This is a genomic window from Bradyrhizobium sp. S3.12.5, from assembly GCF_040548225.1.
GTDB lineage: Bacteria > Pseudomonadota > Alphaproteobacteria > Rhizobiales > Xanthobacteraceae > Bradyrhizobium > Bradyrhizobium cytisi.
Window position 1 is genome coordinate 79,170 of sequence record NZ_JBEPRF010000031.1, and the last position, 14,549, is coordinate 93,718.

Genomic DNA, 14,549 nt, shown 5'->3' on the forward strand with positions numbered 1-14,549 from the left:
TAATGCGTACCCGAATCCGATCGCCTCGGGGGCAAAAGGCGATCATCCGACCGCTTGATCCTTCCCATCCTCAAAGTTGGGATAATCCCGGCAATGAGGAAATTTGGCTTGAGTTGGCGCGCGCCATCGGACGGCAGCTTGCGCGGGATGAAAAAGAAGGTTTGGGGCAGCCGATAGGGGAACGGGATGTCGACACCGTCACCAAAAAAGAGGGCCGTGATATACGCCCGCTATTCGAGCGACATGCAAAAAGCGACGTCGATTGACGGTCAGCTATTACTCTGCCGGAAGGTCGCCGCACGAAACGACCTAGATGTCGTTGGTGAATTTGTTGACGCTGCAAAGTCGGGCCTTACCGAAGATGCGCGCGACGGCTATCAGCTACTGCTCAACGGTGTGCGAAAGCATGACTTTGACGTGATCGTCGTCGAGCATTTCGACCGCCTGTCGCGCGATCCCGCGACCATCCAGCGCCTCAAGCAGGTGCTTGAGTTTAACCGCGTTGAGCTGATGGATCAGAAAGGCATTTATGCGACCGCAACTGACATCAGTATCGCAAGCCTCTATAATACGATCTATAAGCCGCAGCTCGCCGACAAGGTTCGGCGCGGGCATGATAACGCTGTCACCAACGGAAGAATTCCCGGCTCATACGCCTACGGTTATCGGCCAAAGCCGGGCGCGCCTGGCGAGCGGATGATCGATGAGAGCGAAGCGAAGATCGTGCGCCGTATCTTCATCGAGTACACGTCGGGCCGTTCAACTCGAGATATCGCCGCCGATCTCACCCGCGAAGGCGTGCTCTCCCCTGGGGCTACGCGTCACAAGAACAGGGCTGGTCGCACAACCTGGAATCATCAGTGCATCACTGGGGGTCGCCATGGTCGCGGCATTATCGGCAACGAGCTGTATATCGGCGAGATACATTGGAATATTCGCTCAACAATTCTCAATCCGGAAACGCAGAAGAAGCAGAAGCGCCGCAATCCGGAAGAACGCCACATCATCGTCAAAAACGCCGAGCTGCGGATTGTTCCGCAAGCGCTCTGGGATAGCGCGCAGAAGGTTCGCAGTGAACGCGCTATCCATATGTTCGGGCCGACCGGCAAGCCGCGGCGCCGGCCCGTAGTCCCGCGCAACAATGAGCATCCGCTTGCGGGAGCTCTTCGATGCGGCGTCTGCAACGGCCGTATGCGAATCGCTCAATCCTCCCGGAATGGCGGCCCGCGCGCCGCATGCGTCAACGCGCATCAGCGAGGCACCTGCGAGCATACCCGCAGCTTTGATATGGACGTTCTGTTGAACGATGTTGCCGAGAAAATGGAAGTAAGATTGCTTTCGCCGAAAGCCATTGAAGAGGCGATGCGTACTTGGAAGGAGGAGCAGAAGAGCGATAAGCGAAAAGACAGCGAACACTCTAATCTCGAGCGCCGTCGCTATGCGCTCAATACTGAGATCGAACGGTTGTCATATGCGATCGCAAACAGCCATCGCAAACCGGACGAGTTGATCAAGCGGATAGATGAATGCGACGTGGAACGGGAAACTGTCGAGGAGCGCTTGCGGTTGTTGGGCAGTGGCGGCGAAAACGTGATCCCGTTCGATCATCCGAAGTTCAGTGACCGATACCGTTCGGAGGCTAAGAGACTGGTCACCGCGCTCAAGATAAATCCTAAGGCGATCGAAACCCGCATCGCTTTCCGTAACTTGGTCGACTGCATTATAGTGCATCCAGTGCGCAAGCGGATGCCTTACGAATACACACCGTACCTGAATGCCGCTGCCCTTTTCAGCATGAAACTCTTCTCAGAAGACCGCGACAAAACAGGAACGATCAGCACGGCCTGCTACGACAACGTCCAGTCAGGGAAATCCGTGTCCTCGTAATAGACGCGGACCTGCATGTGGTGGCGGCCGTCGCGGATCTCGCCGTCGAGATGAGACATCAAGCTACAACTCGCTGAATATCAGGGACGGCGCCGTGGCGAAGCATGGGCATCAGACTGGGCCCCCCGGCGCGCGCAAAACGACAACGGCAGATGTCTCTGCAACGCCGACAAACTGTCGTGCCTGTGCGAAAAGCTCATCGTCAATTGAAATCGTGGCTATCATGAGCGCTCCTCTACATCAGATGTAGCATTATCTGATGTAGGTTTCACGCCCCGTCGTCACGCCACCACCGGCGCCCGCCCCAGCGTCACCTCGACGATCTCCGGCGGCACGCCGACGCGGACCGGCATGATGCTGCAACCGAGGCCGCCGGAGATGATGACGTCGCACTTCAGCCGCAGATGGCCGTAGGCGAGCGGAATGCCGTGTTGCGGCGGAAGCGCAGGCGACCAGCCGAACAGGCGGACCTGACCGCCATGGGTGTGGCCGGAAAGCTGGAGCGCGACACGCACGGGCACGCGCGTCGCGATATACGGCTCATGCGCGAGCAGGACGATTGGAGCGTCGTCCGTAACCTTTGCGAGCGTCGCGGTCAGATCGTCGACACCGAAGCGCTGAGCGCGGCCGTAGCGCTGCGACGGCGCATAGGCGAGCTGATCGCCGAGGCCGGCGAGCCAGAACGGGCGACCATCCTTGGTGAGACGCACGACGTCGTTCTCGTAGACGGGAATGCCAGCCGCCTCCAGCGCACGATGGGCGACCGTCGGCCCGCGCCCGGCCCGCTGCACGACCTTGTCGTCCCAATAGTCGTGGTTGCCCATGACGGCATGAACGCCGAGTGGCGCCTTGAGGCCAGTCAGCACCCCCGCCCATTCATCGGCCGGGATGATGCGCGTGACATGGTGATGACCGGCGACATAGTCCCCGAGCAGCACGATGAGATCGGGACTGAGAGCGTTGGTGCGATCGACGATGGCCTCGATCCGATCCAGCGACATCCAGGGATCGCAGGCATGGATGTCGGCGACGACGGCGATCTTCAGCGGAAAATCCGCTGGCCATTGCCGCGGCATTGGATGATAGCGAGTAACGCGTAGCCGCAACACCGGCTCGACACCAACGCCGTAAGCCGCGGTCGAGACGCCGAGGGCGGAGAGACCGCCGATGGAACGGATGAGATGACGCCGATTGATCATGGAAGTCCGCTTCTGATGCGCCTCCTCGATGCAGTCGGATTCGAGCGGAATTGCGGTACGCTTGTGCAGATCATCTGCACAGAGATGACTGAAAGTTCATGACACCGGGGCAATGTGCGCTGGCGCAGATCACTCGTCGCTTTCGTCCGTGCCGAATAGGCCGAACTGAGCCGCCGCATCGCGCGAAGGCTCTGCGATGCCGAGATGGCGGAAGGCGTGCGAGGTGAGCAGGCGGCCGCGCGGGGTGCGCTGGAGATAGCCGCACTGAATGAGATACGGCTCGATGATGTCCTCGATCGCATCGCGCGGCTCCGACAGCGCGGCGGCCATCGTCTCGACGCCGACCGGGCCACCACCATAGTTCGTCGCGATGGTCGTGAGGTAGCGGCGGTCCATGGCGTCAAGGCCGGCGGCATCGACCTCGAGCGCGCTCAGCGCGTGATCGGCGATCTTGCGGTCGATCCGGTCGGCATCGGCGGCCGAGGCGAAATCACGCACGCGACGCAACAGGCGGCCGGCGATGCGCGGCGTGCCGCGGGCGCGCCGCGCGATCTCGTTGGCGCCATCCGCGCTCATGCCGACATTGAGCACGCGCGCACCGCGAGTGACGATGCTCTCCAGCTCCTCGATCGTATAGAAATTGAGCCGGATCGGAATGCCGAAGCGATCGCGCAGGGGATTGGTGAGCAGGCCGGCGCGCGTGGTGGCGCCGACGAGAGTGAATTTCGACAGCTCGATCTTGACCGAACGCGCTGCCGGGCCTTCGCCGATGATGAGGTCTAGCTGAAAATCCTCCATCGCGGGATAGAGCACCTCTTCCACCGCCGGGCTGAGGCGATGGATTTCATCAATGAAGAGCACGTCCCGCTCTTCGAGATTGGTGAGGAGTGCCGCGAGATCGCCGGCCTTGGCGATCACCGGGCCTGACGTGGCGCGAAAACCGACGCCGAGCTCCTTGGCCACGATCTGCGCCAGCGTGGTCTTGCCAAGGCCCGGGGGACCTACGAACAGAACGTGATCCAGCGCCTCGCCGCGCTTGCGCGCCGCCTCGATGAAGATCGAGAGATTCTTGCGCGCCTGCGCCTGGCCGACGAAATCGGACAGCGATTGCGGCCGCAGCGCGATGTCGCCGACATCATCGCTGCGGCGCTCGGGCGTGACCATGCGGTTGGCCTTGGGATCGCTCACTTCGCGAGCTCCTTCAACCCAAGCCGGATGAGCTGCGCCGTTTCGGCGTTCTCACCCGCGCTGCGCGATGCCGAGGCGATGGCCGCGGCGGCTTGCGGCTGGCCGTAGCCGAGATTGACCAGCGCGGAGATCGCGTCCGCCACAGGTCGCGGCGCGCGCTGCTCGTCGACGGCACCGGCGAGATGCACGACGGCGGGGTCGACATTGGCGAAGGCCGGCGCCTTGTCCTTCAACTCGGTCACGATGCGCTCGGCAACCTTGGGCCCGACGCCGGGGGTGCGCGCCACGGCAGCCTTGTCGCGCAGAGCAATCGCATTGGCGAGATCGGCTGGCGCGAGCGTGCCGAGCACGGCGAGCGCGACCTTGGCACCGACACCCTGTACGGTCTGGAGCAGGCGAAACCATTCGCGCTCCTGGTCGGTGCGGAAGCCGAACAGTTTTATTTGATCCTCACGGACATAGGTTTCGATCGAGAGCACCGCTGCGTCGCCGGGCGAGGGAAGATGCTGCAGCGTCCGCGCCGAGCAATGCACCTGATAGCCGACGCCGCCGACGTCGAGGAGCACATAATCCTCGCCGTAGGAATCGATCAGGCCCTTGAGCTTGCCGATCATAGTCCCACCACCTTCAGCCTGAGCGCCGTGCTCTGGCGGTGATGGGCGTGGGTGATGGCGATGGCGAGCGCGTCGGCGGCGTCGGCCGACGGCGGCTCGGCCTTGGGCAGCAATATCTTCAGCATCATCGCGATCTGCTGCTTGTCGGCGTGACCGGCGCCGACCACCGTCTTCTTCACCTGGTTCGGCGCGTATTCGGCGACAGGGATGCCGAACATTGCGGGCGCCAGCATGGCGACGCCGCGGGCCTGGCCGAGCTTCAGCGTCGCGACGCCGTCCTTGTTGACGAAGGTCTGCTCGACCGCCGCTTCCATCGGATTGTGATTGGAGAGAACCGCCGTGAGCCCCTCATGGATCGCGAGCAGCCGGCTCGACAGCGGCAAATCGTCCGGCGGTTCCACCGAACCGCAGGCGAGATAGATCAGGCGATTGCCGTCGGCCTCGATCACGCCCCAGCCGGTGCGGCGCAGGCCGGGGTCGATGCCGATGATGCGAACGGGTTGGCGAATCGGGAGCGCGCTCATGGGCCAGTGATAGCGGTTGGCCCATGATAGCGAAACAGAAACAGAACAGAAGTCCCCGGAGAAAGGCGGTCTCGCGAGGTGAGCGCCGCTCTGAGGCCTCAGCCGCCCATCTTCGCGACCAGCGCGTCCGAAATCTCGAAATTGGCGTAGACATGCTGGACGTCGTCGTGCTCGTTGAGGAGGTCCATCAGCTTCAACAGCTTCTCGCCGGTCTCGTCGTCGACCGCGACCGTATTCTGCGGCTTCCAGATCAGCGCGGCCTTGCGCGGCTCGCCGAACTTGGCCTCCAGCGCTTTCGCGACGTCGCGATAGCTTTCGGTCGAGGCGTAGATTTCGTGGCCCCCCTCGCCCGAGACCACGTCGTCAGCGCCGGCCTCGATCGCGGCATCGAGCACCGCGTCGTCATCGGCGACGCTGCGGTCGTATTCGATGATGCCGGTGCGGTCGAACATGAAGGACACCGAGCCGGTTTCGCCGAGATTGCCGCCGGATTTGGTGAAGAAGGAGCGGATGTCGGAGGCGGCGCGGTTGCGGTTGTCGGTCAGCGCCTCGACGATAACGGCGACGCCGCCGGGGCCATAGCCCTCGTAGCGAATCTCGTCATAGTTCTCGCCATCGCTGCCGAGCGCCTTCTTGATGGCACGCTCGATATTGTCCTTCGGCATGTTCTCCTGGCGCGCCGCGATGATGGCCGCGCGCAGGCGCGGGTTCATGTTGGGATCGGGCGTCCCCAGCTTGGCGGCAACGGTGATTTCCCGCGCCAGCTTGCCGAACAGCTTCGACTTCTGGGCATCCTGCCGCCCCTTGCGGTGCATGATGTTCTTGAATTGGGAATGTCCGGCCATGCGTGATCTTCTCTAGAGAATCGTGCGCCAAAGGTGAGCGTGGGGAAGCGCGGCCTTATAGGCCGCCAACCCACCGGAATGAAAGAGCCTCTCATACTTTAAGGTAATAGCGTAGGGACCCGTGCCCGGAAGTCAGGCACCGTTAACCCTGATTTCATTCCGGCCTGGGAAAATAGCGTCCGCCCATCTCCCGACAAGAGTAGATCCAATGGCGTTCGCATTATTTCGGAAGCGCCGGCCGGACATGGCCGCACCAGCGGCAGCCGCGCAGGCCGCGCAGCCGGCGGCAGCGCCCGCTCCGGCCGTCGAGGTCGATTCGGCCCGGGAAATCCTGGAACTGCTGGAACTCGAGCTCGGCGCTATGATCCGCCAGCTTGAGCGCGCCGCCAATTCGGTGGCGGGCGGCGCCGAGGCCACCGCGGCGACGCTTGCCGATATCCGCCAGCGGACGGACGCATTGACCGGGCGGACCAATGCCGCCCAGTCGAACGCCTCGGGCTTTGCCCATGCCGCCGACAAGTTCACCCAGTCCGCGCAAGGCATCGGCGCGCAGGTCCGCGAGGCCGGCAAGCTCGCCGACGAGGCCAGCGCCGCCGCGCAGGAGGCGCGCGCCAATGTCGACCGCCTGCGTGAATCCTCCGCCGCGATCGGCAATGTCGTCAATCTGATCGCGCAGATCGCGCGGCAGACCACCCTGCTCGCGCTCAACTCCACCATCGAGGCCGCGCGCGCCGGCGCCGCCGGCAAAGGCTTTGCGGTCGTCGCCACCGAGGTCAAGGCGCTTGCGGTACAGACCCAGGGCGCCACCGAGGAGATCTCCAAAAAGATCGACGCGCTCCAGCGCGACGCCGCCGGCTCCGCGGACGCGGTGCACCGGATCTCGCAGGCGATCGAGGCGATCCGCCCGGTGTTCGACACCGTCAATGGCGCGGTCGCCGAGCAGAACGTCACCACCAGCGAGGTCTCCGGCAACGCGGCCAGCGCGTCGCAGTTCATCATCTCGGTCGGCGAAAGCGCGGCCGAGATCGACGCCGCCACCAAGGCGGCCGAGACCCATGGCGAGAACGTCGCCAGCGCCGGCAAGGCCGTGACGACCTTCGCCAGGAAGCTGAAATCGCGCTGCGCAGTGTTGCTCCGTCAGAGCGAGCACGACGATCGCCGCAAGACCGAGCGGCTGCCCTGCCACCTCAAATTCGAGAGCGCGCGCGGCGTGCTGCCGGTCTATGAGATCGCGATGGACGGCGTCTTGATCGGTGGTGCGGAAGCAAGCCGGCTCGCGCCGCAGGCGATCATCGACGGCACCCTCGAGGACGTCGGGGCCTGCCGACTGCGCGTGGTCGAGCAGTCCAAGGCCGGCGTCCGCACGCAATTCGTCAACCCCGACGCCGCGCAGCGCGAGAAGGTCGAAGACAAGCTCTGGTCGATCCACGAGGAGAACACCGAGTTCGTCACCCGCGCGATGGAGGCCGGCACCGCGCTGACCCGGATTTTCGAGCAAGCGGTCGCACGCGGCGAGGTCAAGATCGATGATCTCTTCGACACCGACTACGCCGAGATCGCCGGCACCAATCCGCAGCAATACCGCACAAAATACCTGGACTGGGCCGACCGCGCGCTGCCGTCGTTCCAGGAAGCTTTTCTCGCCAAGGAACCGCGCATGGCGTTCTGTGCCATGGTCGACCGCAACGGCTTCCTGCCGGTCCACAACGAGATCTATTCGCATCCGCAGCGGCCGGGCGATGCCGCCTGGAACACGGCCAATTGCCGCAACCGCCGCATCTTCAACGATCCGGCGGGGCTGGCCGCCGCGCACAATTTGCGCTCGTACCTGATCCAGAGCTATGCGCGCGACATGGGCAACGGCAACACGGTGATGATGCGCGAGATCGACGTCCCGATCCGCGTGCAGGGCCGGCACTGGGGCGGGTTCAGGACGGCTTACAAGCTGTAGTGCACGCTCAGGCAAGACGCCGGGCGCGAATCACGTCTTTAAGTGAAGTTGGAATGGGAATGCCGCGGAGGGCCGGCGAACGGCTCTGACTGGAGAAAGCCCGTACATGTCCCTCGCCCAGCTTGCAGTCATGGACACTGGATCCAGCCGGACGCTCGCCGAGCGGCTGATCGACCAGCTCGCCGACCGCATCGGCGGCCTCGGTGTCGAGCTTGCCGACATCGCCGGGAACGTCCAGGAGGTCGCCAACCGCGTCGCCAACCAGTCAGATCGGTTCCATCATCTCCAGAAGACGGCCGAGACCATGGTCTCGGCCAACCACGACATCGCCAACGCCTCACAGGCGGTGCAATCGACCGCATCGGCCGCGGTCGGCGAGATCGCGCAGTCGCGCGGTGCGGTCGACACCGCGGTCAGCCATATCTCCGAGCTCGTTGCTGCCGTGGAGCGGATCGAGGCGCGGCTGAGCGCCGTCGGCTCGGCGCTGGCGCAGGTCGCAAAAGTCTCCGGCTCGATCGAGGCGATCGCCAAGCAGACCAATCTGCTTGCGTTGAACGCGACGATCGAGGCCGCGCGGGCCGGCAATGCCGGACGCGGATTTGCGGTGGTCGCAAGCGAGGTCAAGAACCTCGCGGAGGCCACCCGGCAGGCCACGCACCAGATCGCCGACACCGTGCGCGATCTCGATGGCCAGATCGAAGGCCTGATCGGCGAGAGCAGCGATGCGTCCCAGCGCGCCAAGACCGCCGGCGAAGGCGCCCGGCGGATCTCCGGCATCATCTCGCGCGTGCAACAAGGCTTCGCCTCGGTGGAAGCGGAGATCGACAGCGTCACGCGCGCGGCGACCTCCAATCTCGGCCACTGCGACACCGTCATCAACGAGCTCAACGAGCTCGCCAAGGGCGTCGACCTGTCCTCGCGCGATCTCAAGAATGCCGATCAGCGGGTGACGAAGCTGCTCGACACCTCCGAAGGCCTGATCGCGCTGATCGCCGACAGCGGCGTGGAGACATCCGATGCGCCGCTGATCCGCGCCGTCGTCGACACCGCCAAACGCATCTCGGCCGAGTTCGAGGCCGCGGTCGATCGCGGCGAGATCACGCTCGACCAGCTCATGGACGAGAGCTACCGCGAGATCGCCGGCACCGACCCCAAGCAGTATCTCACCAAATATGTCGAGTTCACCGATCGCGTGCTGCCTGCGATCCAGGACCCGATCCAGAAGTCCGATCCCCGCATCGTGTTCTGCGTCGCCTGGGCGAGGAGCGGCTATCTGCCGACGCACAATCCGAACTACCGGCTGCCGCAGGGCAAGGACCCGGTCTGGAACAACGCCAATTGCCGCAACCGCCGCCTGTTCACCGATCGCGCCGTGAAGAAGGTCGCGGCCAACACAAAACCCTTCCTGCTGCAGACCTATCGCCGCGACATGGGCGGCGGGCAGTTCGTGCTGATGAAGGACCTGTCCTCGCCGATCATGGTCCGCGGCAAGCACTGGGGTGCATTCCGCATGGGGTTTCGTCAGGGCTGAATCAAAAACCTCGAAAACAACCCCATGCACAGTAGCGGGGCTGCGCGGAATCAATGGCTTAGCGGGATGAAATGAGGCTTGGCTGCTTGCCAAGGAGAACGTGCGCGACCTCTCCCGCTTGCGGGGGACGTTGAGCAAATTCCGAATGTCCCAGTTGACCCGTCGGGCAAAACAGGAGCACGATGCCATCATCGGGCACGTCGGCTTTTGCGCCATTGGAACTGATTCCTTCAGACGCGCACCGTGCCCGCCCTCACCCGACTTTCACAATCGCACGACTTTCGTCTTGGCATGGTTTTGCGCATTCGCACGCTGATGCGCGGAGGTCGACACCGCATAGGATGCAAAAGCGTCAGAAAATGATGCTTATCATATCAATTAGCCCAAAAGCGCCGCAGCGATCGCCGCACAAATTCGTGAACGTCATGGCCTGATGCTCGAGCCACGCAAATATGCATCGCCAGAAATTTCGACGCTTCATCGTTTCACATCGGTATGATTATTGTCGCGCACGAGTTCGCCAACTAGATCGCCGTAAGCAATCTGGCGAAGAAGGGAATGCATATGGCAACTGTTCTCACCATCAATGGCGAAACGAAATCGTTCGATGCCCCACCGGAAATGCCGCTGCTGTGGGTGCTGCGCGACATCCTCGGCATGACCGGCACCAAGTTCGGCTGCGGCATCGCGCAATGCGGCGCCTGCACGGTGCATGTCGACGGCAAGGCGGTACGCTCCTGCGTGCTCCCTGTCAGCGCGGTCGCGAATCGCGCCGTCACCACCATCGAACATGTCGGCGGCACGCCGTCAGGCGCGAAGGTGCAGAAGGCCTGGCTCGATGCCGAGGTTATTCAGTGCGGCTATTGCCAGTCCGGCCAGATCATGTCGGCTGCGGCCCTTCTGGCGGCAACGCCCAATCCTGACGATGCCGACATCGATGCGGCAATGGCCGGCAACATCTGCCGCTGCGGCACCTATGTGCGCATCCGCGAGGCCATCAAGCAGGCCGCCAACGGCCGTCAGTCGTGAGGTCCGCCATGATCACAGACAAGACCCTTCCTGATGTCTCCCGCCGCACGCTTCTGACCAGCGGCCTCGCCACCGGCTTCCTGCTCGCCTTTCATCTGCCGCTGCGCGCAGCCGCCAACGAACCAGAGCAGAAGGATACGACCGACGGCAGGTTCGCCCCCAACGCTTTTATCCGCATCGACGAGACCGGCCGCACCGTGCTGATGATGCCGCAGGTCGAGATGGGCCAGGGCGTCTATACCTCGATTGCGATGATCCTGGCTGAGGAGCTCGATGCCGACTGGGCCAAGGTCGAGGTCCAGCACGCGCCGCCCAACGACAAGCTCTACGCCAATCCCGTGTTCGGCTTGCAGGCAACCGGTGGCTCGACCTCGATCCGCGCCTGGTGGAAACCGCTGCGCGCCGCCGGCGCCAGCGCGCGGGCCATGCTGGTGCAGGCCGCAGCGGCGCAATGGCAGGTCGATCCTGCCAGCTGCACGGCGTCGAAAGGCGAGGTCGTGCACGCCGCGAGCAGCCGCAAGATCGGTTATGGCGAACTGGCATTGGCCGCACAGGGCCAAACGCCGCCGAAGGACGTTGCGGTCAAGGACCCCAAGGACTTCGTCATCATCGGGCAGCCGCTGAAGCGGCTCGACACGCCGGACAAGGTCAACGGCAAGGTCGTCTACGGCATCGATGCGATCCTGCCGAACATGAAGATCGCGGTGATCGCCAATTGTCCGGTGTTCGGCGGCAAGGTCGGCAAGGTCGACGACACTGGGGCGATGAAAGTCGCCGGCGTGCGCAAGATCGTGGTGCTCGAGGATACGGTCGCGGTGATCGGCGACCACACATGGGCCGCCAAAAAAGGTCTCGAAGCGCTCAAGATCGAATGGAACGAGGGACCGAACGCAAAAATCAGCACCAAGGACATCTGGCAGGACCTGCGCGCCGCCAGCGAGAAGGATGGCGCGATCGCAAAATCAGTCGGCGACATCGCCAAGGGGCTGGCGAGCGGCGACAGATTCGAGGCGAGCTTCGAATTGCCGTTCCTGGCGCATGCCTCGATGGAGCCGATCAACGCCACTGTCCACGTCCGACCGGACGCCTGCGAGATCTGGACCGGCACGCAGATCATGACGCGCGTGCAGGCGGAGGCGGCGAAGGCCGCCGGCGTTCCCGTCGACAAGGTGATCGTCAACCAGCATCTGCTCGGCGGCGGCTTCGGCCGCAAGCTCGAGCCGGACATGGTGGTTGCGGCAGTGAAGATCGCAAAGCAGGTCGATTATCCCGTCAAGGTGATCTGGACCCGCGAGGAGGACATCCAGCACGACGTCTACCGCCCGGTCTATCGCGACCAGGTCACCGCGACACTGGTCGATGGCAAGGTGTCGGCCTGGAAATACAAGATCGCCGGCTCGGCGGTGATTGCACGCTGGCTGCCGCCGGCGTTCCAGAAAGGCATCGATATCGACGCGGTCGATGCCGCGGCGGACATGCCCTACGACTTTCCCAACTTCCAGGTCGAATATGTCCGCGCCGAACCGCCTGCTGTGCCGACCGGCTTCTGGCGCGGCGTCGGCCCGAACAACAACGTGTTCGCGTTCGAATGCGCGATGGACGAGCTGGCGCGCAAGGCCGGCAAGGACCCGGTCGAATTTCGCCGCGCTCATCTGACGAACAACCCGCGCGCGCTGGCTGTGCTGAATCTCGTCGCGGAAAAATCCGGATGGGGCCAGCCACTGCCGCCGCGCGTCGGCCGCGGCGTTTGCGTGCAGCCGTCGTTTGCGAGCTACCTCGCGACCGTGGTGGAAGCGGAGATCGACGACATCGGCGAGATCATTGTCCGCCGCGTCACGTCAGTGGTCGACACCGGCATCGCCGTGAATCCCGATACGGTGAAGGCGCAGATCGAGGGCGGGCTGATCTTCGGCCTCACCGCCGCGCTCTACGGCGAGATCACCATCGAGAAGGGCCGCGTGCAGCAGTCGAACTTCCACGACTACCGCATGATGCGCATCAACGAGACCCCGAAGATCGATGTCACCGTGGTCAAGAGCGGCGAGGCGCCCGGCGGCATCGGCGAAGCCGGCGTCAATGCCGGACCGCCGGCGCTGCGCAACGCAATTTACGCCGCAACCGGCGTGGCGCTGCGGCGCCTGCCGATCGATCGGAAACTGCTGGCTGCCGGGAGGAAGGCATGAGCCGGACAATGCGTATCCTTGCAAGCCTCGTCGTGATCGCCATCGTCGCGGTGGCGCTCGGCGTCTTCATCATCCGCGGACCCGGCCCGCTCGATTTCGCCGGCGGCACCAAGGTGGCGCTGGCGGATTACCGCGCCGGCAAGCCCACGGGCGTGCCGGCCAAGCTCGAAAAGGCAAACCTGGTCGAGCGCGGCGAATATCTGGCGAAGGCGGCCGACTGCATGGTCTGCCACACCAGTCCGGGCGGGAAGGAGTATTCCGGCGGGCTCGGCTTCAAGCTGCCGTTCGGCACGCTCTACTCGACCAACATCACGCCCGACAAAGCGACCGGCATCGGCAATTACAGCGACCAGGATTTCCTCGACGCGGTCCAGCGTGGCAAGCGGCATGACGGCGCCCGGCTCTATCCGGCGATGCCCTACACGTCCTACACCTACATGAGCGACGAGGACGTGCTGGCGGTGAAGGCCTATCTGTTCAGCCTGCCGGCAGTGCGCGCCAAGCCGCCCGAGAACACGCTGTCGTTCCCGTTCAACCAGCGCTGGGCGATGATGTTCTGGTCCGCCGTGTTCAACCCGGACACCCGCTTTGCGCCGGATACCTCGAAGAGCCCGGAGTGGAATCGTGGTGCGTATCTGGCGGAAGCACTGGCGCATTGCGGCGAGTGCCACACGCCGCGCAATCTCGGCTTTGCGCTGGACAACCGCAAGAAGTTCGCCGGTGCCATCACCGCCGGCTGGCACGCCTTCAACATCTCCTCCGACAAGGCCACCGGCCTCGGCAACTGGCGTGACGAGGATCTGATCTCGTATCTGTCGCTCGGCCACGCGCCGGGCCATGGCGCGGCCTCGGGTCCGATGGGCGAAGCGGTCGACCACAGTTTTAGCCAGTTCGCACCCGAAGACATCCGCAGCATCGTTGCATACTTGCGCAGCGTGCCGCCGGTGCCCTCGCCCGACCTGCCGGCCACCACGGCGCCGATTGCACCCGCCTCGCACAAGGACGGCGTCACCGCGGATGCCCGCGGCAAGAAGGTGTTCGCCAGCGCCTGCGCCAGCTGCCACGGCTGGAGCGGCGAGAGCCCGGTGTCGCCGATGGCGACGCTCACCGGCACCTGGGCCGTCAACGACCCCGCCGCCACCAACGTCGCGCAGATCGTGCTGTCGGGCACCAAGCGCCACACGCCGGATGGTGCGCTGTCGATGCCCGCGTTCGGTAGTGCCTATACGGACGATGAGATCGCAGCGGTGGCGAACTACGTGACGGCGCGGTTCGGTGCGAAGGGTTCGGAGCTGACGGCGAAGGATGTCGCGGAGTTAAGGGAGCAGACGGCCGAGTAGGTATCGCCGCGAACGCCGCTGCCTCTTCTCCCCTTGTGGGAGAAGGTGGCGCGAAGCGCCGGATGAGGGGTCTGTCTCCGCGAGTGCGGCTCAGAGTGAGACCCGCGGAGAGAGACCCCTCACCCGTCTCGCCGCTTATGCGGCGAGCCACCCTCTCCCACAAGGGGCTATGGGATTCCCGGATTTTGTTCTTGGTTAGCAAGAGCATATCCCTCGAGCGTAGCAGCGAGACGGTTCCAGCCGTCTCGCATGGTCTTT

The 14,549-nt window shown here is 64.0% G+C and carries 13 protein-coding genes and 1 pseudogene; 7 read left to right on the plus strand and 7 right to left on the minus strand.

Annotated features, from left to right (window positions below; translation table 11 throughout):
• Positions 1-2: 2 nt before the first annotated feature.
• A complete protein-coding gene (locus tag ABIC09_RS33455; protein ID WP_354111936.1) occupies positions 3-266 on the plus strand; it encodes a hypothetical protein in 264 nt (87 codons plus the stop codon).
• On the plus strand, positions 244-1,887 hold the full coding sequence (locus tag ABIC09_RS33460; RefSeq protein ID WP_354111937.1) for a recombinase family protein: 1,644 nt from the start codon (positions 244-246) through the stop codon (positions 1,885-1,887). The genes ABIC09_RS33455 and ABIC09_RS33460 overlap by 23 nt, the downstream gene beginning before the upstream one ends.
• Here the strand turns inward: ABIC09_RS33460 and ABIC09_RS33465 are convergent.
• The 7 genes and pseudogenes from ABIC09_RS33465 to ABIC09_RS33495 form a co-directional block, all read right to left on the minus strand.
• A pseudogene (locus ABIC09_RS33465) lies at positions 1,869-1,946 on the minus strand (acyl-CoA thioester hydrolase); the annotation flags it as partial. The gene ABIC09_RS33460 and the pseudogene ABIC09_RS33465 sit on opposite strands and share 19 nt — an antisense overlap.
• A 52-nt stretch (positions 1,947-1,998) precedes the next feature.
• Positions 1,999-2,112, minus strand: a complete 114-nt coding sequence (locus ABIC09_RS33470; protein ID WP_354111938.1) for a type II toxin-antitoxin system VapB family antitoxin — start codon at positions 2,110-2,112, stop codon at positions 1,999-2,001.
• 56 nt (positions 2,113-2,168) lie between these two features.
• A complete protein-coding gene (locus ABIC09_RS33475; protein ID WP_354111939.1) occupies positions 2,169-3,086 on the minus strand; it encodes a metallophosphoesterase in 918 nt (305 codons plus the stop codon).
• A 129-nt stretch (positions 3,087-3,215) separates the two neighbouring features.
• Positions 3,216-4,250 carry a Holliday junction branch migration DNA helicase RuvB gene (gene ruvB / locus ABIC09_RS33480; RefSeq protein WP_354111949.1) on the minus strand — a complete coding sequence of 345 codons (1,035 nt, stop codon included), beginning with the start codon at positions 4,248-4,250 and terminating at the stop codon, positions 3,216-3,218.
• Positions 4,251-4,270: 20 nt separating this feature from the next.
• Entirely contained in the window at positions 4,271-4,888 is a 618-nt protein-coding gene (ruvA, locus tag ABIC09_RS33485) for a Holliday junction branch migration protein RuvA (protein ID WP_148756432.1), read from the minus strand.
• Positions 4,885-5,412 (minus strand): crossover junction endodeoxyribonuclease RuvC, encoded by a 528-nt coding sequence (gene ruvC / locus ABIC09_RS33490; RefSeq protein ID WP_354111940.1) that lies wholly within the window; start codon positions 5,410-5,412, stop codon positions 4,885-4,887. Before ruvC ends, ruvA begins: the two co-directional genes overlap by 4 nt.
• A gap of 98 nt (positions 5,413-5,510) precedes the next feature.
• The gene (locus ABIC09_RS33495) at positions 5,511-6,257 is read right to left on the minus strand and encodes a YebC/PmpR family DNA-binding transcriptional regulator (protein ID WP_148756430.1); all 747 of its coding nucleotides are present in this window, start codon (positions 6,255-6,257) and stop codon (positions 5,511-5,513) included.
• A gap of 208 nt (positions 6,258-6,465) precedes the next feature.
• Here ABIC09_RS33495 and ABIC09_RS33500 point away from each other — a divergent pair, with 208 nt between their 5' ends.
• The 5 genes from ABIC09_RS33500 to ABIC09_RS33520 all read left to right on the plus strand — a co-directional run bounded on the left by ABIC09_RS33500 (position 6,466) and on the right by ABIC09_RS33520 (position 14,291).
• The gene (locus tag ABIC09_RS33500; RefSeq protein WP_354111941.1) at positions 6,466-8,208 is read left to right on the plus strand and encodes a methyl-accepting chemotaxis protein; all 1,743 of its coding nucleotides are present in this window, start codon (positions 6,466-6,468) and stop codon (positions 8,206-8,208) included.
• 106 nt (positions 8,209-8,314) lie between these two features.
• The gene (locus ABIC09_RS33505) at positions 8,315-9,739 is read left to right on the plus strand and encodes a methyl-accepting chemotaxis protein (RefSeq protein ID WP_354111942.1); all 1,425 of its coding nucleotides are present in this window, start codon (positions 8,315-8,317) and stop codon (positions 9,737-9,739) included.
• Between the two features lie 564 nt (positions 9,740-10,303).
• A complete protein-coding gene (locus ABIC09_RS33510; RefSeq protein WP_354111943.1) occupies positions 10,304-10,768 on the plus strand; it encodes a (2Fe-2S)-binding protein in 465 nt (154 codons plus the stop codon).
• 8 nt (positions 10,769-10,776) lie between these two features.
• The gene (locus ABIC09_RS33515) at positions 10,777-12,951 is read left to right on the plus strand and encodes a xanthine dehydrogenase family protein molybdopterin-binding subunit (protein ID WP_354111944.1); all 2,175 of its coding nucleotides are present in this window, start codon (positions 10,777-10,779) and stop codon (positions 12,949-12,951) included.
• The gene (locus ABIC09_RS33520; protein ID WP_354111945.1) at positions 12,948-14,291 is read left to right on the plus strand and encodes a c-type cytochrome; all 1,344 of its coding nucleotides are present in this window, start codon (positions 12,948-12,950) and stop codon (positions 14,289-14,291) included. Before ABIC09_RS33515 ends, ABIC09_RS33520 begins: the two co-directional genes overlap by 4 nt.
• Positions 14,292-14,549 lie beyond the last annotated feature (258 nt).